Source organism: Pedobacter kyungheensis (assembly GCF_000812965.1).
Classification (GTDB): domain Bacteria; phylum Bacteroidota; class Bacteroidia; order Sphingobacteriales; family Sphingobacteriaceae; genus Pedobacter; species Pedobacter kyungheensis.
This window is the reverse complement of record NZ_JSYN01000002.1, coordinates 247,183-270,058: the sequence shown is the minus strand read 5'-3', so window position 1 is coordinate 270,058 and position 22,876 is coordinate 247,183. Positions and strand designations below refer to the sequence as shown.

Here is a 22,876-nt window from a genome sequence, read left to right as displayed (position 1 = left end):
TTCTTATATTTGGTTTGTGCAGTGGCCCTTCAGGTCTAATTGTTTGGCAGCTGCAGGTTTTGGTTAGTAATTTTTATTAACTGAATGCCAGGTAATTATCGGGGGTGTTTGCAGCACCCCTGGTGATTTGGCATCATGGCGAAGTAATTATTCCATCACAATCACCCTCCTTCCTTCAATTTTAAAATGTACGCCGCCGATGGTTTCTATCCATTTCAGTACTTCTGAAAGTTTACTTTTTCTGGATACCAGCCCATCCAGAAGTGGAGTTTTACCTGTTTTTAAGCCGGGCGCATAAACAACCTCCACATTGTACCATATTGCAACCTTACGCATGGCCGAGCTCAAATCTTCTCCATCGAAAATGAAGTTGTCGTTTTTCCAGCCCAATACTTCTTCGGTATTTACCTGAAGTAAGTTTACAGTACCTGCTGCATTAATTGAGGCTTGCTGGCTGGGTCTTAGCAAAACGAATTTGCTATCCTTCAGATTTTTGGAGCTTCGAACCTGCATGCTCCCTTCTACGAGTGTAGTTTTCGTAGTGGGTTCGTCAGCATAGCTATTGATATTAAATGAGGTTCCGAGGTCTTCAGCCAACTGCCCGGCTGTAATTACGCGGAAAGGTTGTTTCGCATCATGTCTAACCTGAAAATAAGCCTCTCCGGATAGTTCTACCCGGCGTTCTTTCAGGCCGGCAAAATTGGAAAGAAATTTTAAGGAAGAGGCCGCATTTAACCAGACTTTAGTTCCATCTGAGAGTGTAATCTGGTATTGTCCACCATTGGGAGTAGATACGACCAGTTGCTGTGCTGTTTCTCCCGAAGGGCTAACGCCACTGATAGTTGTTCCATCATTATATTCAAGACCAGATGCATCAACCACAACACCGCCTTTCAGATTTTTTAAGTCAAACTGTTTGCCATTTGCTAAGGTAACCGTTGCTTTATTGCTACCTGGACCAATGTCATGCGCAGCTAAATTGCTGGCGGCATGCTCTTTTTGGAAGTAAATAAATAAACCCGCACTTAAAATCAGCAGTAACGATGCTGCAATTAACAGGCCTTGACTTAGCGTTCTGGTTCTTGTTTTCGTAGGGAGGGTAGTAGTCATCTGCTTAATAATAAGCAGATCTTCAAGTAATTCCTGTTCGCTTAAACCCAGTGGAAGGTCTTTATTCCATTGCGCATACCAACTTTCTAAGAAGGCAATTTCTTCGGGCGTACAATTGCCAGCCTGTTTCTTTTGTAAAAGCTTTTCTATATCTTCTTTTTGCATTATTCTTTACCAGGGAAGGAGCGTACCTTCCGCATTCAAAGCATAAAGACGAAGTAGAATAGCCTTGGGGGTAAAGAAATTTAAAAAAAAATTGGTGGATGGATTGACATCATGGTACCCAGTTTAACACGCAATACTTTTAATGCATTATTTACGGTACTTTTTACCGTCTGTTCAGAAAGATTAAGCGCTTTGGCAATTTCCTGATGACTGAGGAAATGTTTCCTGCTCATTTCAAATATCTGGCGGGTACGTGGTGGCAGGCTGGCAATCTCCTGATCAATAATAGCCCTTAGCTGGTTTTGCCTGGCCAAATAATCGGTAGTAACTAATCCATGTTCAGCAAAATGCTGGATGGATTGCACGTAAGATTTTTCCAGCTTCTGTTTGGCAAGGAGATCAAAAATTCTGTTTCTTACAGCAGCATAAAGATAGCCCGAAAGGGTAGTTTTAAAAATAATCTCGCTGCGTTTAATCCACAAGATGGTGAAAAGCTCATGAATAAGATCCCGGCATTCTTCTCTTAACTGAAGACGTTTAAAAGCATGAATGTATAAACAAGCATGATAGCGGTGGTAAATTTCAGCGTACGCCCGTTCATCACCCGATTGGAGTAATTCGGCTAATTCATGATCATGATAGTGTTTATAGGGCATTTTGTTTGAATGTACTAACATACAGAAATAATATGTACCAACAAAAAGATTTAAAGCATGGTCTGCTGTTCAGATTTTTTGCCCGACACAAATAGATAGGGCCAGGATTGCTGTGTATATAATCCGGTTCTTACCAAAATACCTTTGTTTTTCGGGATAATTATTTATTCGCTGGCATTGTACAGGCCTAATTTCTCTGCCAATATAGAGGCTTACTTCAACTATAGCAATGAAAACAGATGATTCTCTGGAGTATAATTTTTATCCTGATGTGTATTGCGGTGAGCATTGCAGTTGAGGCATACCTTAATCGCAATAAATAACATTTCTTTCGGGATAATAACCAACTCTGGCTGTGTTTTTTTTTGTAATCGAATTTATTATTTACTCCATTTAGATGGTTGTATTTTCCTAAGGCTGATGAAGTTCTGTAAGGAGCCTTTTTTAGGTAGAAAATAGTCGTTATTGGGCTTTAAATTGTGCAAAAATAAAATCTTTCTCTTTTCCAATACGTTACCTCTGGCGGGTTTGCGGATGTTTAAGAAGATGGTAATTTTGCCCTATGAGGGTTACGGTAGTTGCTATTTTAGAGACAGATTTCAAACAAGATCCGGCTTTGGCTAAGATTATGAACAGCAGGTTGCTCAGGGTAGCAAAAGAACTGCAAGACATACACTTAGTGGGCTTACAAGGAAGAAGATCTGTGGTACATAGCCTTACCATTCAGCTAAGTTATAACCAGAAATATAAGATCCGTTACCGGATCATGAATGAAGTACCACCAACCGTAGCCTGCCTGGTGGCAGAAAGCTGTAGTCGCCTGGGCTACATACCCAACAGGAGCGTGCTACGGGAGCAGAGCAGCATGCCAGGCTAAAGAAGATTAACGCATGCAAAACCAGTTAATAGGGATGGTATTATTCAACCACAAATAATTGCGTACGCAAAGCAGCTAGTTAATTGTGCAACATAACAAGTAGTTAGCACTGACTTTGTCTGATTTATAAGCAGTACACAAGGCCTAAATGTGGCTTAAGGTGCTGCCAAGCAAAAAAAAATGCCGGTTTTTAGGAAAACAACATTCTATTTAATTAGATTTGAAGTGTATCCTAAAAAATACTACCCTTTTAGAGGGGAATGTTAAATCCCACAATCAATGACCCGGCTTATCCTTTTATTTGTAATTTTTTTTTATACGATCTCTACTGCTAATGCTCAGGAAAGCTTTATCGGTGATATCAACTACCAGTTATTAGAGAAATACGTTGATCTGGCCCTTAAAAATTACCCCAAGCGTAAAATGTATAAAGCCAGCGAACTTAGCGCCAAGGCTAAAATCGGAGTGGCAAAAGCAACCTATCTGGATGCATTTACGGCTTCTTATAATTACAGTCCTAACAATGCGGCCAGATACAATACCGCAAATCCTTATACCCTGAACGGCATACAATTTGGGATTTATTTTAACATTGGCATTTTGTTTCGCACACCGGCATTGGTAAGGCAGGCCAAAGAAGAACACAATGAGAAATTTTATCAAGCCCAGGAATATGATATCCTGCTCAAGTCTGAAGTTAAAAAAACGTATTACGAATACCTCCGCGAGAGTGCCGATTTGCGGGTAAAAGCACAAACTTATATCGACAATAAAGCCGCAAGCGATGGCCTTCGATATAAGTTCGAAAAAGGAGAGGTGAGCCTGGATGATTACACCAAAGCCAAAACCTTAACTTCCTATGCTAATTCTGAAAGGCTGCTTGCAGAGCTTAATCTCTTAAAAGCTAAGGAAGAGTTGGAAGCGCTGATTGGTGAAGAATTAAAAAACGTGAAATAAGACAAAATGAACATACAGAAATCCTTAGATACAGTAATCAGATACAGGTGGATTATCATCGCGATCTTCATTTTGACGATAGTTGTTAGCTTTTTTGTCTTGAGAAACCTGCCAAAAGATTATAAATCTGAAGCCAAACTCTCAACCGGTTTGCTCGATCCATCGAGGCAGCTGGCGCCCGATCGTGCCAGTTATACCGGACCAGATATCATCATTAAGCTTAATCAGCAGTTTTCTACGATTATGGACATCATGCGCATGCCCAAGAATATCAGTTTGCTGTCTTACCGCCTGATTTTGCACGATCTGAAAGATGAAAAAAGTACATTTAAACCATGGAGTGCTGAGCTGAAAGCCCTTACCGATGCACAGCGGCAGGAATCGATTGCACAGTTTGAAGATCGGTTAAATAAAAAACAGGTACTTACACCGCTTGACAATGGTAAAATAAAGCTCTACCAGCTGGTTACTTCAATGGGCTATGATGAAAAAAGCCTCAATAAGAAACTGGATATTAACCACGAGCAAAACAGCGATTTTATTTCGGTAGCCTATACTTCTAACAATACGCTGCTTTCGGTTTTCGTTGTGAATACCCTTTCCAGAGATTTCATTAACAACTATAGTCTGGAGCAGATCCTGAACAAAAATACAGCCATTGTAGTGCTCGATTCGCTCTTGAAAAAGAAAGAAGCTGTAATGAACGAGCGGATAAAGCAGTTAAAAGACTATAAAATCCGTAACGGTGTGCTCAATCTCGATAAGCAATCGCAAATTGTTTATCAGCAAATTACCGATAACGAGAACAAGCGGAATCAGGCCCTGATTGACAGACAGGCAGCGCAAGCCGCATTAAAAAGTGTAAATGATAAACTGGCGAGCAGAACCAGCGATAAATATCTCGGTGCAGAAGTAATTGAGGATAACCGTGCCATTATTAACTTAAAAAATAAAGTTCAGGCGGCGGAAGATAATTATTTGCGTAATGGTTATAAGCCTGCTGATAAAAAAACGGTAGATTCATTACAGGTATTGCTGAGTTCAAGATTAGTTCAGTCTAACGATCAGTATGTTAGTGATCCGCTTATTGCCAAACAAAGTCTTGTTCAGCGCCGTATCTCACTGGGCATTGAAGTGGAAAGAGCTACCGCCGGGATAAACGATATTGATAAGGAACTGGCCAAGCTGAACGCTAAATTTACCGGAATGGTGCCTTTTGATGCAGGCGTATCAGACTACGAACGCAATGCTGATGTAGCCACAAAAGAATACCTCGAAATTTTAGCGCGTTATAACCAAACCAGTCTCGATAAAAATGTCAGTTTGCGCCTGCAACTCGTTCAGGAGGGGATACCCACACTTCCCGAATCATCAAAAAAACTGATATACATGGCGCTGAGTGCGATTGCCAGTTTTGCAATTTGCTTTTGTACCATATTTCTGATCTCTGTTTTAGATCATTCGGTTAATAACGGAGCAGAATTAAAGTCTGAACTGAATGCAAAGCTTATCGGTGAACTGGATTTTATCAGGGCGGGTAACGACAATATCGCTCAAATTTGGTCAGGGCAGCAGCCTGAAAGTGAATATGCTGTTTTTAGGAATCAGCTAAGGGCATTGCGTTTCGAGCTTGATAACCAACTTTTTGACCACAATGAGAAAGTATTGGGCTTAACAGGTTTTGGTGCTTCAGGATCGCAGTCATTTACCGTATTAAATTTAGCCTATGCCTTTGCGCAACTGAATAAAAAAGTCTTATTGATTGGAAATCAGGAGGTGGTATCAGCTTTGCAAAAGTTGAAGGTGCCTGTAAATCAATCCTTAAAAGCAGTATTACAGGCTGCGGATATTGCTGAAAATAAGCCTTTTACTTTCGTTAGTAACGATCTGAACGGGCAATCACTACTGGAAATAAAAGACCGCGAAGGACTTTCATCAATTTTTACTGCGATTAAAGATCGCTTCGATTTAATTATTGTGGCACTTGATTCTCTGGAAGACGATGTGGATAATCGCGAATGGATGTCGTTTATAGGATTGTACGCAGCAATTTTTGTAGCAGGATCTGCATTGCACGATAAGCAGAAAAAAGCGCTTGCCACATTAAACGGAGATGAAAATTTTGCGGGCTGGATCGTTACCTCGGTGAAACAAAAATAGTCAGCAGTTATGCTTGAAAAGTTAAATGCATATATCGTTGACCACAAGAAAAAGATTGTTTTTTTTATAGTCTCCCTATGCCTTTCGGTTCTGGTGGCTGGTTCTACTTATTCATTTGGGGTTTTAGGGCCGTTACTGGTATTGGCTTTCGCTGCACTGGGTACATTTTTGATTGCACTTTTCCATAATCCACGTACCGGCTTTTGGGTATATTTAACCTATTGCTTTATCCTCGGCTTTTTAGTCAAGTCTTTTTTAAATATACCTGTTGGTCTTGCACTTGATGGGATATTGGTGCTTACCTGGCTAAGCATGCTGGTTAACATGAAGAAATTTAACTGGGATAAACTTAAAAATGAGCATGTTATCATTTCGTTTGTTTGGTTTGTGATCAGTTTTTTACAGCTCTTAAATCCTTACGGTGGTAGTGTTACCGCATGGTTTAACGAGTTAAGGTTTGCAGCCTTAAGCTGGCTGCTCGTTGCGCCATTTGTATTTCTGTTGTTTAACCGAATGGCCGATTTAAACAGGTTTATCCTGGCAGTGTTACTGCTTTCGTTTGTGGCTACTTTATATGGTATGAAGCAGCTTTATCTCGGGCTTTCAGCGGGAGAACAAACCTGGTTAAACGCGGGTAATGCAGGTACACACATTATTAACGGTAAACTCAGGGTATTTTCGATGTATTCTGATGCAGGGCAATTTGGTGCTTCGCAAGCAATTATGGCCGTTATTGCTTTAACACTGGCTACAGGGCCCTTCGGCTTCGCTAAAAAAGTAATTTTTGCCCTTTTTGCATTGGTTTTCTTGTATGGTATGGCCATATCTGGTACCAGGGGTGCCTTGTTTGCTTTGGCCGCAGGACTTTTTGCTGCACTTTTTTTAAACAAAAATTTCAAAGTATTAATTGTAGGCATAGTATTTTGTGCAGCAGGTTTTGGCATATTAAAGTATACGACTATTGGCGATCACATCTTCCAGGTTAACCGGTTACGGAGCGCACTCGATCCAAAAGATGCATCATTAGGCGTTAGATTGGATAATCAGCATAAATTGAAAAGCTTGCTCGATGATCTGCCTTTTGGCGCTGGATTGGGCATGAGTGGGATGAATGGTACCACTTATAATTCGGATCGGCCCATAGCCAATATCCCGCCTGATAGTTACTGGGTAAAAGTTTGGGTAATGTATGGCGTGGTAGGACTGGTAATCTGGTTTGCGCTTACCAGTTACATTATCGGAAAATGTAGCGGAATTGCCTGGAAAATCCGCGATCCGAAGCTGAGGGTAAAAATGATTGCCCTTACTGCCGGCACAGTGGCTTGTTTTATTTGCAGTTACGGTAATGAAGTGATGAATGGGATGCCTTCATCAGTAATGATGTTTATGTCGTGGTCGTTCATTTTCATCGCGCCGGCGCTTGATCAACAGCTATTAGAAGGAGGAGTGGATGGCGCTGATATATAATATGATACACCTGCTTTTGTGGGTTTTGGCAGTTTACCTTTCATTCAATTGCCTGTATCTGGCTTTTTTTGCACTTGCCGGACTTTTTCCTTTAAAACCTGCGCCAAAAACAGCCGCTACTTATAAAAAAATAGCCGTGCTGTTTCCTACCTATCATGCAGATGAGGTGATAATAGAAAGCGTCCATGCAGCGCTCGCGCACGATTATGAAGGAGAATTCGAAATTGTTGTAATTGCTGATGGATTAATGCCACAAACCAATGCGCAACTTAAGGCGATGGGGGCAGAGGTAATAGAAGTGTTTTTTGAGAAAAGTACCAAGGGCAAAGCACTCTTGTACGCCATGGAAAAACTTAAAGATCACGCATTTGATATTGCCCTGGTACTGGATGTAGATAATTTAATGGGAACTGACTGCCTCAACGCTGTAAACAGCGCATTTCAGCAAGGATATAAAGCTATCCAGCTGCACCGTACAGCAAAGAATCTCGATACCAGTTTTGCTTTTCTCGATGCCTGTAATGAAGAGGTTAATAATCATATCTACCGCAAGGGGCAGGCAGTGCTAGGGCTTTCTCCTGCCTTAATCGGCTCTGGAATGGCTTTTGATTATACTTATTTTAACTCCCTGTTAAAAAATGTAGGGGATACCGTTGGTGAAGATAAAAAAATGGATTTCCTGATTGCCGGCGACAGGGTGAAAGTAGCTTACCTAAACAACATTTTTGTTTACGACGAAAAGGTGAGTAATGCCAGTGTATTTACTACGCAAAGAACACGGTGGATTGCATCGCAAATAGAGTTTTTACGTACATACACACTAATAGGGTTAAAGGAACTATTTAAGGGGAACGTCGAATTTTTTAATAAAACCGTGCAAACCATGTTAATGCCGCGCATATTATTGCTGGGCTTGCTGTTTGTGATGGCTCTTCAGTCGTTTTTCAACCCCTTTGGGCCAACAAAAGGATTATGGCTAACTTTGTTTGCCAGCATCTGCATAATATTACTGATCTCTGTCCCCAGGCGGTTTTATGGAGATAAAAGACTTTATCTGGCCATCTGGCAAATCCCCCGGGCCATGATTGGGATGGTTATTGCTTTATTTAGCATCGGAAAGGTTAAAAAATCCAATTTGGCAACACCCCATCAAAATACAAGTAGCGGAGAAAATAAAACTTAGTTATGCCGATATTACTACTGATTATTACCGGTACTATTGCCGGCATTTTTGGGTTTATTAAAGGAATAAAAACACCAAAACAAAAAACATAAACCAATGGCTATTTCAAACAACAGGGATATAATTATTGTAGGGCAACAGCCCTGGGATACCCCCATTGGTAGCAATTGCAAAGATTTAGCACTTGAGTTTAGTAAAAACAATCGTGTTTTGTATGTTAATGCACCACTGGATAGAAAAACGAGCCTGTTGCAGCGCGATACCGAAGGGGTGAAAAAAAGATTGCGCATCATTGCCGGTCAGGAAGAAGCTTTAACCGAAGTGTCTGAAAATCTTTGGGTTTATTACCCTCAGGTTATAGTAGAATCGGTAAACTGGATCAGGGTCAGTGCACTGTTCAGGTGGTTAAATAAAATTAACAATGGCAGGTTTTCCAGATCCATTCAGGATGCAGTTAAGCAATTGGGTTTTAAAAACTTTATCCTGTTTAACGATAATGATATTTTCAGGAGTTTTCATTTAAAAGAGCTACTAAAACCTGCTGTAAGCGTTTATTATTCGAGAGATAATGTAGTGGCTACACCTTACTGGAAGCGCCACGGCAGTTATATGGAACCCGAATTGATTGCCAAAAGTGATTTGTGTGTAGCCAATTCGGTTTATCTGGCAGGTTATTGCCGAAAATATAATCCCAATTCTTTTTATGTGGGGCAGGGTTGCGATTTGCAACTTTTTAGTAATGGAGAAGCTTTAGCAGTTCCCGATGATCTTGCAGCAATTAAAAAACCGGTTTTAGGCTATGTGGGTGCATTGTTATCGATAAGGCTTGACGAAAAAATCCTGCTCCATCTGGCAAAAGAAAGATCAGACTGGAATATTGTACTTGTTGGACCACAAGATGAAGATTTTAGCAGGAGTGAGCTCCATAAGTTAAGCAACGTTTTTTTCCTCGGGCCCAAAAAGCCCGAAGATTTGGCAGCTTACATCAAAGGTTTCGATATTTGCCTCAATCCGCAGGTTATTAATCCGCTTACTATTGGTAATTATCCCCGTAAAATTGATGAGTATCTGGCTATGGGTAAACCCACGCTGGCTACCAAAACCGAAGCGATGGATATCTTTGCAGATCATGTTTATCTGGCAGATACGAAAGAAGATTATCTGCATTTAGCCGAAAAAGCTCTGGCAGAGGATAGTCCGGCACTGGCTCAGGATCGCATTAGCTTTGCGGCTACCCATACCTGGGAGGCTAATGCACGCGACATTTACAAAGCCATAATTGCGGTAGAAGGTGGTTTGATAACATCCAAGACTTTATAATATTTAAACTAATCAAAAAATAAAGCAAAAATATTTAGGTAAAATATGCCCTTAACCTCCATTATCACGGTTAATTTCCATCAAACAGCTGTAACCATAGCCTTGCTTGAGTCTGTTGGCAGGTCTTACCATGCCGCAGATGTTGAGGTGATACTGGTAGATAACGGCGCCAGTGAGGACCATGCAAATCTGTTTAAGCCTTATTTTGAGAACCTGCAATATATCCGCTCTGCTAAAAACCTGGGTTTTGCCGGCGGAAACAACCTGGGTATCAGACAAGCCAAAGGCGATTATATCCTGCTCTTAAATAACGATACCGAAATACCTGCGGGTTGTTTGGAAACGATGCAGGCCGAATTAAATGCCAATGAAAAAATAGGGCTTCTATCGCCATTGTTGCTTTATTTCGATCAGAAAGATCTGGTACAGTATGCCGGTTTTACCCCTTTAAATTATATAGCGGGCAGGAATGAAATTATTGGTGCATTAGAGCAAGACCGTGGTCAGTTTAACAAGAGTTATGCAACAGGCTTTTGCCATGGTGCGGCAGTGATGTGCCGTAGAGCCGATTTAAATAAAGCCGGACTGATGGACGAAAATTATTTTTTGTATTACGAGGAACTCGATTGGTGCGAGAAATTTAAGCGCTTAGGCAGAGAAATTTGGTTTACCGGTAAAACAAGGGTATATCACAAAGAATCGGTTAGCGTAGGAAAGGAGAGCCCACTTAAGGTTTACTTCATGACGAGAAACCGCATGTTGTTTATCAGGAAAAACACCGGCTTTATAACTACCTTATTGTTTTCGCTATACTTTACCTTAATCGCCTGCCCAAAAGCGATATTTGGTTACCTTTTACACAGACAGAATAAGCTGGCAAAAGCCGTGCTTAAAGGGCTTTGGTGGAATTTTACGCATGCAAAGGACAGTAAGGATTTGGGCTGGGCCATTACGCGTTAAAAGCTCATCTTAATCTTTTCAGGCTTGCAGAAACAGCATATCTTCCCAGCAAAACTGCCGAGCGGAGAAACCCAATGCCTTCGCTTTTCCTGAATATTTTCCAGGTATAGCCAATTGCCTTAAGTTTGTTTGATGAAACAGAGTTTTGTCTAACCCGGTAAAAAGCCAGTACATGGTTAATGCCATAACCCTGCCCGCATCGTTTTAGCAATTGAAGCAGGAATATCCAGTCTTCATGGCCAGCCCGGCTAAACTTTAAATCGCCAACGGCACTTTTCAGCATCATTGAAGTCGAAAATATAACCACATTATGTGCAAGCAGGGCGTTATAATTTACCGAAGCGGGCACAGGTATCTGCCCAGAAATTTCTTTTCCCTGCTCATTAATGCGTTTATAGGCACAAAATGTAAGCGGCAGTAATTCTTTTTCCATGTAGCTTACCTGCCGGCTAAGCTTGTCTTTCAGCCAGATATCGTCACTATCCAGAAATGCAATATATTTTCCCTTTGCGGCGGCCATACCTATGTTTCTGGCGTTAGCTACTCCGCCGTTTTGCGTGAGTGCAATCAGGTGTATACAGTCGTGTCTCTTAGTAAATACCTCCACAATCTGGCAGGTGTTATCGCTTGAGCGGTCATCTACAACAATTATTTCCCAGTTTTTATAGTCCTGGGCAAGTACAGATTCCAGTGTTTCTTTTATAAAGGCTGCTGAATTATAACAGGGCGTAACAATTGATACAAGTGGCTCCAATCTTTTCTGGTTAAGTCTTTTTGTGTGACCAAAATAGCTAAAATTTTGCGATAAATACAGCTTAGCGCTCACGATATTCAAATAAAACCGTTACTTTAGGGCAGCTATTGATATGGATAGAAGACGTTTTGTAGTTAACCTGGTCTCCAATTTTTTTAGTGCACTTTCGGGTGTAGGTATTTCTTTCTTTCTTACACCTTACATTGTAGCACACCTTGGCAAAGAAGCTTATGGCTTCTTCCCCTTGTCTAATAACTTTGTAATGTATGCAGGTATTATTACAACTGCTTTGAACTCCATGTCGAGCAGATATATTACCATCAGTCTCGAAAAAAAGGACATCAAAGAGGTAAATGTTTATTTCAACTCCATCCTGTTTGGTAATTTGCTCATATCACTGGGCTTTATCGTGTTAAGTGCCTTATTCTGCCTGTTTATCAATAATATTCTCGATATCCCGCCAGCACTTTTTCATGATGTACGCCTGTTGTTTGTATTTATCCTCTTTAGTCTCATCATTAATGTCTCTTCTGCCGTTTTTTCGGTTGCAGCATTTGCAGTTAACCGGTTCGATAAGCTGGCTTACATCAATATCATATCCAATGTGTTAAAACTGGCTGCGGTTGCGTTCCTGTTTTATCTCTTTAAGCCGCAAATCTACTTTTTAGGGGTAGTAACCGTGTTGACGGCAATTTATATGTGTTTTGCCAATTACAGGCTTACCAAAAAACTGTTGCCCGAAGTGGTAATTGACAGGTCTTTTTTTTCCTGGAGTGCCCTATCACTTATTGCGGGTTTCGGTATGTGGAATTCTATCATAGCCTTATCAAACGTAATTAATACCCAGCTGGATTTATTGATTGCCAACCACTTTTTTGGTGCTTCGGGTATGGGCTTTCTTTCGCTTACCAAGTTTATCCCCAATGCCATTTATATCCTGCTGGGGATTGTTGTACCCATATTTCTGCCCGAAATGCTAAAAGCCTATGCGCAGGATGATATGGAAAAACTTAAAAGCACACTAAACCTCTCATTTAAGGCTATTTTTATTGTTGTGCTGTTACCTTTGGCCGTATTTTTTGTTTATGGCGGCGATTTTTTCAGGTTATGGCTGCCTACACAGGATTCGAGTGCACTCCATTTACTTTCAGTAATCACTTTGCTGCCCTTTATTGTTCACGGCACTGTAGAAACGGTACACCATGTTTTTATCATTACCAATAAATTGAGAATTGCATCGATCTGGGGCATTTTTATCGCTGTGCTCAATTTTATACTGGTCATATTGCTTTGCCTGTACAGCAGCCTGGGGATATACGCCATACCAGCCGCTGCGGCAATAAGCGGTGTATTTAGTCACCTCACTTTTACGCCAATTTATGCTGCCCACTGCCTCAATGAGAAAAGGAGTTATTTCTTTTTAAAAATTATCAGGGGGCTGGCAGGCTTTACCTTTTTAATTGCGGTTACGTATGGCTGGAGAAGAGCTGACCTGATTACGGTCAACTCCTGGTTTACCTTTATCCTCAATTGTATATGCATCGGCCTCGTTTTGCTCATCATTACCCTGTTTATGCAGTTTGATCGTGCAACACTGGCAAATGGTTACCGGAAGATCCTTAAAAAAGTAAAGTTATGATACCAAAAATAATCCACTATTGCTGGTTTGGTAAAGGCGTGAAGCCCGAACTCGTAACAAGCTGTTTGGCTTCATGGCAAAAATACCTGCCTGATTACCGCATTGTGGAATGGAACGAAGAAAATTTTGATATCAACAGTTACCGGTATAGTGCAGAAGCTTACAACGAACGTAAATTTGCTTTTGTTGCTGATGTTTGCCGCTTATTTGCTTTGAAAAGCATGGGGGGGATTTATCTCGATACAGATGTGGAATTCTTAAAACCGCTGGATGAAGCCATGCTCAGTAACGTGGCTTTTACGGGTTTTGAAGATAATCTTTTGCTTTCATCGGCCATTATGGGAAGTGAGCCCGATAGCCGCTGGATTAATGATTTGTTAACTTATTATGATGACAGGAGTTTTTACCTGCCCAACGGAAAGCCAGATATCCTACCCAATACCGAAAGCATAACTGCTTTTATGAAAGCAGATAAGGGGCTGCAATTAAACAATTCCTTTCAACGGGTGGATGGCTATTGTACCATTTATCCCAGCGAATTTTTTAGCCCTAAAAGCTGGAAAACGCTGAAAATAAAAGCCACGGCAAATACTTATTGTGTGCATCATTTCGCGGCCTCATGGATTGCTGACTCAGATTACAGCCTGATGGGCAAACTGTCTAACCGTTTATTGGGCAAAAGGGCTTCCAATTTTTTAGCTAAAATATACCGAAACCTTCTGGGACGTTAAGATTACCGGCTTATTGATTGTTCCTGACGGCAATTTCTTCCGTCAATTCTGCTATCACCTGGTTCAGTACATCGTTTACCTCTTTAATCATTTCAGCCAGGTTAGCAGCAGAAACATGGCCCTCGTCCACGGCTTCGATTTCCCTTATGGTACGCTGAAGTGGCAAAATGGCCAGATGATCGATGGTAGATTTGAGTTTATGGGCCAGTTTTGATACCTGTTCCAAATCCCCTTCGTTGTGTGCCTGGTTGAGTTGATTCAAAGAATCAGGCATCTGTCCGCAAAACATTTCGATCATTTTGGTTACAAAATCTTCGCGGCCCTTACTGATTACACGTAGACCATCGAGACTATAAAGCGGTAAATCGTTAACCGGAGCAACAACGGGGCCTGCCTTTTTCTGAATCCACTTGTCAATCACACTAATCAGAAGCTCCTCGTTTATTGGTTTGGTAATATAATCGTCCATACCGGAGGCTAAACATTTTTCTCTTTCGCCTTCAATGGCCGAGGCGGTTAGCGCAATGATTACGCCAGTGTATCCGCGTGCTCTGAGGGCTTTGGTGGTATCGTATCCGTTAAGTACTGGCATTTGTATATCCATTAAAATAATGTCATACACTTCCTCATCCAACATGTCGAGGGCTATTGCACCATTATCGGCAATCATTACCTGCGGACCATAACCAAGCAGAACGGTACTGGCAACCAGCCGGTTCATTTCGTTGTCATCTACAATCAGGATTCTGCGTCCGGCAAATAAATCTTCGTTGTGCACAACCTTTGTTTCTGCCGGTATATCTGCAGTTTTCCCTTTCTCCAGTTTAATTACAAAAGAAATTTCGGAGCCCAGGCCTTTCTGGCTTTTTACATTGAAATAGCCTCCCATTTGGGCTACGAGTTTTTGCGAAATGCTCATTCCCAAACCCGTACCGCCGTATTTACGGGTTACCGATTCATATTCCTGACTGAAATTATCGAACAAGCGGCTTAAAAATTCGGGGTCCATCCCAATTCCGGTATCTTTTACCAATACCTCTATTTCCTGATGGGTTTCGTTATCTTCAAGTACCGTAGCCGTTAACAACACCGATCCTTTTTCGGTAAATTTAATGGCATTGGTCATCAAATTAAGTACAACCTGCGTAATCCGGTAAGGGTCGCCGATCAGCACTGACGATATTTCGATATCTTTAGGTGGAATGTAGTCGATTTCAAGTCCGCGCTTAACAGCTTTGTGCGTAATTACCTGCATTACTTCGCTAAATACCATGGGCAGGCTGAAACCGATATGCTCAAGGTTCAGCTTACCGGCATCGATTTTAGAAAGGTCTAAAATGTCATCAATAATAACCAAAAGACTTTTAGAAGCCGTTTGAACAGTTTGGAGATAATAATCCTGTTCGTCGGTAAGTGTTGTTTTAGAAAGCAGATTTGCCATGCTGATAATGGCATTCATCGGCGTTCTGATTTCGTGACTCATATTGGCCAAAAACATCGCCTTAATACTGGCCGCCCGTTCAGCGTCTTTTTTAGCGGTAATCAGTTCCTGTTCAAAATTTTTGTGCTCACTTACATCAAAACAAATACTGGCCCAGCCTATGTTTTGGTTACTTTCGTTGTAATTTACCGCGCGGCCTGCCAGCCATAATCTTTGATTGCCCTGTGCATCAGTAAATACAATCTCATGCAATTCAGCATCCTTATCTTCCGATTCTTGACGAACAGCATCTTTTAAGAAAAAATCGTTGTTAAACAGCAGATCGGGCATTTGATTGCGTATACTGGTCAAATCATAGCCAGACATGTCGCAAAAGCGGCTATTGGCATAGCGTATTCGCCCTTCGGCATCCATTTCAATAAAGCCAAAGCCCATATTACCCAAAATCAGGTCGAAATGGTAAGTATTGGGTATTGGCAGAATATCTGTAGTATAGTTTAAGCCTGCAAAAAATAAAGAAGACTGATCTGCAGACTTTTCCCAGCTGCCACTTATTTGCTCATTTCCGTGCCGCGGCCTGATGTAGCTGCTTTTACCCACAGGTGGCTGCCCATCTTCATTTAATTCCTCCAGTTCAAAATGATCATACAGGTTTTCGTTCAGGCAATCTTTACAAAGATCCTTTAATTTATCGCCAATATGTAATATCTTCATATCGCTATCCAGCAAGATAAAATAAGGGAAAAGCCTGTTCAGTTGAGCAGGTTCAAGGGATAAAGAAAAGCCGTTCATGAAGATAGATTTTATAACTGGCTAAATTTATAAAAAAATAACCCGCTATAACAGTACCCGGATAAATTTCGTATCTAAAAGCCTGATTTATCTATTAAAAAATTAGTTACACAGCGGTAACGTTACCTGTACATCCGCTAAATGTTTTTTGTACGGTTAAAAATGTTGAACTTTTGTCAAATATGATGCTCGTCTACAGGGTTTTATGTATTCTTTAAGCGTTGATGAAAATAATAGGGAATAATCCGATTTTTTTTTATAATTGTACTACGACATTGATATCATCAAATTCAGACTGCTGGCATTTAAAAATCAGCTGTTCTTTTTTGAATGTAAAACTGGTCATAGTGATCGTAGTGAAAACCGTTTCCGTCTAGAATTGTTTTACTATTATCTTTTCCAGGCTGGTTTTATTAAAAATCAATTGACTACAATTCATCCCAATAATGACCCAGATCAATAATCCAAAAACTCGTTTACTCCTGGTTGAGGACGACGAATTTATGCAAGCCATACTCGAGGAAATCCTTGCGGCAAACTATCAGATCGATATCAGGCCTGACGGATTGAGTGCATTGTCTTTTCTGCAAAGTGGAAATATACCTGACCTTATCATATCTGACCTGAATACGCCGAATATGAACGGTCTTGAGCTAATTGAACAGTTAAAAGTTAGCGATTTTTTTCATTCTCTGCCCATCATGATCCTGTCGGGCGAGGAAAGTTCCGATAAACGGATTAAATGCCTTGATGCGGGGGCAGATGATTTTGTAATTAAGCCCTTTAACCCCGCTGAGCTCGAAGCCAGGATAAAAATGGTATTAAGGCGCGCAGGTAAAAATCTTTCGTAATGGAAAATGCTGTGAAGCCTGATCAAATGAATAACCCGATCATTGCCCTGGTAGGTTTTGAAAAGGATTTTCAGCACATTGATTTTGATGCCTGCAATTTTGGCGATCTGCAGATTGTTCATTTTGAAAATGGATTAAGGCTTGTACAGGAATGGACAGAACAGCAGTTAAATGTTGCAGCTGTTGTTTCCAATAGCGAAATCCTTTCAAACGGTGGACTCTCTTTGCTCGAAACCTTGAAAAAGAGGCAAATGCCTTCAACACCCTTTTTTCTGGTGGTTAGGTATTTCAATGCAAACTTGAGGATATTGGCTTTAACAGCAGGAGTTTCAGATGTTTTTAGGGTACCGGTTGAAAAAGAACGTCTTGAAAAACGGCTAAACTTCCTGGTACAGCACTGGACTTCGTTAAACCGCGAAGTTAAAATTACCAGCCGGCCAGTGTATCATATCGGATTTGCCAAGCGGTTGTTCGATGTGTTTTTTGCCGGCTTAGCCCTGATTTTGCTGTTTCCTCTATTTTTAATTGTAGCTATTTCGATATGGGTAGAATCGAAGGGGCCTGTGTTTTATTATTCTTTACGGAGTGGTACGGGATTTAAAGTTTTTCGGTTTTACAAATTCAGGTCGATGTATGTTAACGCCGATCAGAAGGTAAAAGACCTGAAACATTTAAATCAATATGATCTCGACCAGGAAAAAAAAGAAGTCCGGAAGCCAGAATTGCAGCTTTGCAACTCGTGTGTGGCGTTAGGCAAATGCCAGTATCCTGTTTATGCCGATGGGGCTCAATGGTGTGAAAAAGATGACCTGTATATCAACTCGCAAAAGAGCGGATCTGCTTTTTTTAAAATAGCTAACGATCCGAGGGTAACCAGGGTGGGGCATTTTATCCGGAATACCAGTATAGATGAGTTGCCGCAACTTTGGAATGTGATAAAAGGTGATATGAGTATTGTAGGAAACAGGCCATTACCCATTTATGAAGCAGAGAAACTCACCACCGATAAATATGTATTGAGGTTTGCCGCACCAGCCGGAATAACGGGCTTGTGGCAGGTTGAAAAACGAGGCCGGGGCGAAATGAGCGAGGAAGAACGGCTAGTACTCGATAATACTTATGCCTTAAAACAAAGTTTCTGGAACGATATCAGGTTGATTTTAAAAACCATACCTGCGCTTTTCCAGAAAGAAAACGTATAGCAGCAAAGCATAATTGTGAAATGAACAGGCTGTTTATTCATGCATGATGAAAAACAGCTTATAAAAAGGAAACCGCTGTGGCGCAGTTGCTATTTTTTTCACATCTTTAAGCGGTAACCACCATCTGTAGGCCTGGTATATAAGTGCCGTTAAATAAAACATTATTGGAATGCAAGAAGATCTAACCATACGTTTAAGGAAATCCTATAGTGACGAGATCATAGGGAGGGAGCGTGAAAGCGATTTTGACAGGATTGCTGAGATGGCTGCTTTGATTTGCGAATGTAAAATCGCATCCATTTCCTTTTCAGATGGTACCCGGTTATGGCATAAAGCAGTGAAGGGCCTGGTTGCAACAGAAATAGCTGCAATCGCTGGCTTTTGCGAATATCCCCTCATTTCAGGTGAAGTTTATTTAGTAGCGGATACCTTTCTTGATCAACGTTTTAAAGATCATCCCGATTTGGGAGATGAAAAAACGATAAGGTGTTATTTCGCCTATCCGTTAAAAGATAAAAACGGGATTGTATTGGGAGCTTTATCGGTTATGGATACGGTACCCAAAAATATCACAGCTGCTCAGCAAAAGTTGCTTGCTATGCTGGCCGAAGGGATTACCTCACTCATTCAGGGTAGGCTTAAAAGAGCTGAAAACAGGAATATTGGTCTGCTTTTCGAGCAATCAGACGATCTGATTTGTATTCTGGACCGGAATCTGAAATTTAAGCGGATGAACCCGAGTTTCGATAAAAAATTGGGGTGGACTGAGCAGGAACTTTTCCATAAAACAATCCTTGATATTGTTCCTGAAGATGGTTTAGAACAAGCTGGCAGCATTTGGAGCAATCTGAAAAATCGTGTACAGGGAGATGATCCTACGCATCAGGTAGCGACAAGAGATGGTGGGTTCAGGATGATTGAGTGGACGGCTACGGTTGAGGAAATTAATGGTGATGTATTCGCCATTGGCAGGGATGTAACTGCCGAAATGGAAAAGAACCAGGCTTTAAAGGTGAGCGAGCAGAAATTAAAAGCATTTTTTGAAAGCTCGCAGGGATTAATGTGTACCCATGATGTAGCAGGAAACCTGATTTCGCTAAATCCCGCCGGAGCCAGGTCGCTCGGATACCGCAGGTCAGAGTTGATTACCAAAAGCCTTTTTGATATTATTCCAGCTGAAAGACATCCAAATTTACGCAACTATTTAAAAGATATAGTTGAAAAGGGGCATTCTACTGGTTATATGATTATTAAGCGTAAATCCGGCGAGGAACGCTTATGGCTATATTCTAATATCCTCCAGAAAGATCTCCAGGGCGAACCTTACATCGTTGGTAATGCTGTAGATATTACTGACCAGAAAAAACTGGAAGCCGATTTGATCCATACCAAAAACCAGCTCGAAGAAACCAGCAGTTTGGCCAGGATCGGGGGTTGGGAGCTTAATCTTCAAGATCAGCAACTCCATTGGTCAAAAATAACCCGCGAAATCCATAACGTACCTGAAAGTTTTATCCCTACCATAGATAATGCTATTGATTTTTATCCGCCAGGCCCCAACAGAGATAAATTACAACAAGTTATTGATGAATGTCTGCGCAGTGGCAAGGAATATGATGAGGAGCTCCAGATTACCGATTTCAAAGGTCGCGATATTTGGGTCAGGGCCATAGGTAAAGCTGAAATGGAAAACGGCGTTCCGGTGAGGATGTATGGCACCCTGCAGGATATTGATGTGCATAAACGTGCGCAACTTGAAGTTATAGAATCGAAGAAATTGCTCGATGAAGTGCTCTCTGCAGCTACTGGTGTGAGTATTATTGCAACCGATCTTGAAGGAACAATTACAGTTTTTAATAAAGGCTCAGAACGGATGCTGGGTTATACAGCCGATGAAATGGTTGGCAAACAAAGCCCGATTATATTTCATGACGAGAAGGAGGTCGAAGAAATTTGTGCCGATTTCAGTTCTGCCGGCAATACTGAAGTTTCGGGTTTTGGTTTTTACGCGCAGTGTGCAGATAGCCCTGAGAAGGAAAGGATTTTCACCTTTATCACCAAAGACGCAAAGCGGGTACGGGTATCACTATCTATCACCGCTATTCAGAACAGCAATGGCGAAACGGTTGGGTATCTCGGTATTTCGGTAGATATTACCCATAAAGAGGCGATTCAACAGGAGTTGGCGCTCGAAAAAGCACTTTTGCTGGCTTTTATCGAAAATGCCCCCGCATCAGTGGCCATGGTTGATAACAATATGCAGTTTTTGATCGCGAGCCGTACCTGGATAAAAGCCTATACGCAAATTGAAGGCAGCATTAAAGGCTATTCTTATTACGAAGTGTTCCCCGAACTTTCGCAAGAGCGTAAAGATGTGCATCAGGAGGTTTTAAAGGGGCGGACAATTAAAAAAGACGAAGACATTTATATTGATCCGTTAAATAAAGATATGCAACATATTGCCTGGGAAATGACCCCATGGTATACCGCAGATCAAGCTATCGGTGGCATGATGATCTTTACGCACGATATATCTGCCGCAGTGCAGCACCGCCAGGAGCTAACTGCCGCCAGGTTACGTGCCGATATTGCCAATTTTGCCAAATCAGAATTCCTGGCCAACATGAGCCACGAGATCAGAACACCACTTAATGGGGTAATTGGTTTTACAGATCTGGTATTAAAAACACAGTTGAACGGTACCCAGCAGCAGTACCTGAAAATTGTTCATCAATCGGCAAACTCACTGTTGGGAATCATTAACGATATACTTGATTTTTCAAAAATCGAGGCTGGTAAGTTTGAGCTCGATGTAGACCGCTGCGATCTTTATGAACTGGCCTGGCAGGCGAGCGATATAACCAATTATCAGATCCATACCAAGAATCTGGAGATGCTGTTAAACCTCCATCCCGATCTGCCGAGATTTATCTGGGCTGATGCCATCAGGCTGAAACAGGTATTGATCAATTTGCTGGGCAACGCAGCCAAATTTACAAAAGAGGGCGAAATTGAGCTTAAAATAGAATCATTGCAAAGCGAAGAAGATCATCACCTGATCAGATTTTCTGTACGGGATACGGGTATCGGGATTGCAAAGGCCAAACAGGCTAAAATTTTCGAAGCTTTTTCTCAGGAAGATTCGTCTACCACCAAAAAATACGGTGGAACGGGCCTTGGCTTAACCATCTCCAATAAATTGTTGCACATGATGGAAAGCCGGCTAAATCTCGAGAGTGAGCCGGGCGTAGGAAGTACCTTCTATTTTGATGTAAAGCTCCGTGCAGAGCAGGGAGGGCTGATTGAATGGATGGGCATGGAAAGCATCAGCAAAGTGCTGATTGTGGATGATAACGACAATAACCGGGCTATATTAACCGATATGCTTGCGCTGAAAAATATCGGCTCAGACCATGCTAAAAATGGTTTCGAGGCGCTTCAGCTGCTGGCTGGTGAAGAAACCTACGATGCTGTTTTGCTGGATTACCACATGCAGTATATGGATGGCCTGGAAACCGCTGCCAAAATCAGGGAGAATTTTTCTGATGATGTTGGGGAAATTCCTTTAATTCTTTTGCATAGCTCATCAGACGATGGAAAGATCATAAAAGCCTGCAACGATTTGCACATCGATAACCGTTTGCTCAAACCGATCAAAATGAACGATCTTTATCTGGCCTTAACCAGAATAAGGACGCGCGAAGCGTTTGATCAAAACAGGCCTTACGCTGCTTTGGCCAGCCAGAGGCAGAACCAGAATTACCGGTTTTTGATCATTGAAGACAATGCCGTGAACAGGTTTCTTACGCGCTCGCTGCTGGAAGAATTATCGCCGGGAAGTATGGTAACTGAGGTAGAAAATGGCGTTTTAGGCGCTGAGCTTTGTCTGCAACAAACCTTCGACCTTGTTTTTATGGATATCCAGATGCCTGAAATGAATGGATACGAATGTACCCGTAAAATAAGATCGCAAGAAGTGGAAACAAGGGTGCCTATAATTGCCTTAACTGCGGCAAATGTAAAGGGTGAAAGAGAAAAAAGCCTTGCAGCCGGTATGGATGATTTTATTACCAAACCGGTTTTAGAAGAACATATTGCAACTATACTCGATAAATGGCTGGTACGGCCTGCCGATCCACTTAGCGAAGAAAATGATGATGGAAATACACCGAGATCACATTTTAATGTCAGCAAGCTGGATTTATATTTTAAGGGCGATACGGTAAAGCTCCGTAAAATTATCAGAATAACAATTGATCAGTTGCATGCTGCGCTTAAAGAACTAGACCGCCAAATCGGTATTGAAGACTGCGAGATCGTAATTTCGCTGGCGCACAGGCTTTACGGCATGTCGAGCTCTGCAGGTCTTGAAAATCTGGCCTGGATTAGCGGACAGCTGCAAAATATCTCCTGTTCTGATGCTGCTTTCCCGCAGGTAGTTGATGAACTAAAACTGGCAATTAAAGCTGCGCTTCCAATTTTGGAGGTATATATTCAATAACAAATTTTAACCGCTTAAAAAAGAAAGCCTTTAAATCTGAGATTTAGGGGCTTTTTTGGTTTCTGCAAAATCTATCATCAAATACAGTTAAGCATCAAAAGGCAAAAATA

The 22,876-nt window shown here is 41.4% G+C and carries 16 protein-coding genes; 12 read left to right on the top strand and 4 right to left on the bottom strand.

What is annotated here, in order from left to right; translation table 11 throughout:
* Positions 1 to 147: 147 nt before the first annotated feature.
* Together OC25_RS01935 and OC25_RS01930 are read right to left on the bottom strand one after the other, a co-directional pair.
* On the bottom strand, positions 148 to 1,275 hold the full coding sequence (locus OC25_RS01935; RefSeq protein WP_039471138.1) for a FecR family protein: 1,128 nt from the start codon (positions 1,273 to 1,275) through the stop codon (positions 148 to 150).
* Between the two features lie 80 nt (positions 1,276 to 1,355).
* The gene (locus tag OC25_RS01930; RefSeq protein ID WP_245221852.1) at positions 1,356 to 1,952 is read right to left on the bottom strand and encodes an RNA polymerase sigma factor; all 597 of its coding nucleotides are present in this window, start codon (positions 1,950 to 1,952) and stop codon (positions 1,356 to 1,358) included.
* A gap of 541 nt (positions 1,953 to 2,493) precedes the next feature.
* On the opposite strand from OC25_RS01930, the gene OC25_RS01925 reads away from it, so the two are divergent.
* The 7 genes from OC25_RS01925 (at position 2,494) to OC25_RS01895 (ending at position 10,855) form a co-directional block, all read left to right on the top strand.
* A complete protein-coding gene (locus OC25_RS01925; RefSeq protein WP_039471135.1) occupies positions 2,494 to 2,808 on the top strand; it encodes a hypothetical protein in 315 nt (104 codons plus the stop codon).
* 279 nt (positions 2,809 to 3,087) lie between these two features.
* A complete protein-coding gene (locus tag OC25_RS01920; RefSeq protein WP_039471133.1) occupies positions 3,088 to 3,765 on the top strand; it encodes a TolC family protein in 678 nt (225 codons plus the stop codon).
* Positions 3,766 to 3,771: 6 nt separating this feature from the next.
* The gene (locus OC25_RS01915; protein WP_039471132.1) at positions 3,772 to 5,925 is read left to right on the top strand and encodes a GumC family protein; all 2,154 of its coding nucleotides are present in this window, start codon (positions 3,772 to 3,774) and stop codon (positions 5,923 to 5,925) included.
* Positions 5,926 to 5,934: 9 nt separating this feature from the next.
* A complete protein-coding gene (locus OC25_RS01910) occupies positions 5,935 to 7,392 on the top strand; it encodes an O-antigen ligase family protein (RefSeq protein ID WP_039471130.1) in 1,458 nt (485 codons plus the stop codon).
* 1 nt (position 7,393) lies between these two features.
* Entirely contained in the window at positions 7,394 to 8,575 is a 1,182-nt protein-coding gene (locus OC25_RS01905; protein WP_167335351.1) for a glycosyltransferase family 2 protein, read from the top strand.
* 96 nt (positions 8,576 to 8,671) lie between these two features.
* Positions 8,672 to 9,895: a glycosyltransferase gene (locus OC25_RS01900; RefSeq protein ID WP_039471126.1), complete on the top strand. Its 1,224-nt coding sequence runs from the start codon at positions 8,672 to 8,674 to the stop codon at positions 9,893 to 9,895.
* 45 nt (positions 9,896 to 9,940) lie between these two features.
* The gene (locus OC25_RS01895; protein ID WP_039471124.1) at positions 9,941 to 10,855 is read left to right on the top strand and encodes a glycosyltransferase family 2 protein; all 915 of its coding nucleotides are present in this window, start codon (positions 9,941 to 9,943) and stop codon (positions 10,853 to 10,855) included.
* Between the two features lie 4 nt (positions 10,856 to 10,859).
* On the opposite strand, the gene OC25_RS01890 is transcribed toward OC25_RS01895, so the two are convergent.
* Positions 10,860 to 11,609, bottom strand: coding sequence for a glycosyltransferase family 2 protein (locus tag OC25_RS01890; RefSeq protein ID WP_039471623.1), 750 nt, complete (start codon positions 11,607 to 11,609; stop codon positions 10,860 to 10,862).
* A 112-nt stretch (positions 11,610 to 11,721) separates the two neighbouring features.
* Here OC25_RS01890 and OC25_RS01885 point away from each other — a divergent pair, with 112 nt between their 5' ends.
* Together OC25_RS01885 and OC25_RS01880 are read left to right on the top strand one after the other, a co-directional pair.
* The gene (locus OC25_RS01885; RefSeq protein WP_039471122.1) at positions 11,722 to 13,248 is read left to right on the top strand and encodes a lipopolysaccharide biosynthesis protein; all 1,527 of its coding nucleotides are present in this window, start codon (positions 11,722 to 11,724) and stop codon (positions 13,246 to 13,248) included.
* Positions 13,245 to 13,979, top strand: coding sequence for a glycosyltransferase family 32 protein (locus tag OC25_RS01880; RefSeq protein ID WP_039471120.1), 735 nt, complete (start codon positions 13,245 to 13,247; stop codon positions 13,977 to 13,979). The genes OC25_RS01885 and OC25_RS01880 overlap by 4 nt, the downstream gene beginning before the upstream one ends.
* Before the next feature lie 10 nt (positions 13,980 to 13,989).
* Here the strand turns inward: OC25_RS01880 and OC25_RS01875 are convergent, their stop codons facing one another.
* The gene (locus tag OC25_RS01875; protein WP_052265881.1) at positions 13,990 to 16,212 is read right to left on the bottom strand and encodes an ATP-binding protein; all 2,223 of its coding nucleotides are present in this window, start codon (positions 16,210 to 16,212) and stop codon (positions 13,990 to 13,992) included.
* 446 nt (positions 16,213 to 16,658) lie between these two features.
* On the opposite strand from OC25_RS01875, the gene OC25_RS01870 reads away from it, so the two are divergent.
* The 3 genes from OC25_RS01870 to OC25_RS01860 all read left to right on the top strand — a co-directional run bounded on the left by OC25_RS01870 (position 16,659) and on the right by OC25_RS01860 (position 22,766).
* Positions 16,659 to 17,063, top strand: coding sequence for a response regulator transcription factor (locus tag OC25_RS01870; protein ID WP_039471118.1), 405 nt, complete (start codon positions 16,659 to 16,661; stop codon positions 17,061 to 17,063).
* Positions 17,063 to 18,265 carry a sugar transferase gene (locus OC25_RS01865; RefSeq protein ID WP_052265879.1) on the top strand — a complete coding sequence of 401 codons (1,203 nt, stop codon included), beginning with the start codon at positions 17,063 to 17,065 and terminating at the stop codon, positions 18,263 to 18,265. The genes OC25_RS01870 and OC25_RS01865 overlap by 1 nt, the downstream gene beginning before the upstream one ends.
* A 169-nt stretch (positions 18,266 to 18,434) precedes the next feature.
* Entirely contained in the window at positions 18,435 to 22,766 is a 4,332-nt protein-coding gene (locus OC25_RS01860; protein WP_039471117.1) for a PAS domain S-box protein, read from the top strand.
* Positions 22,767 to 22,876: the final 110 nt, after the last annotated feature.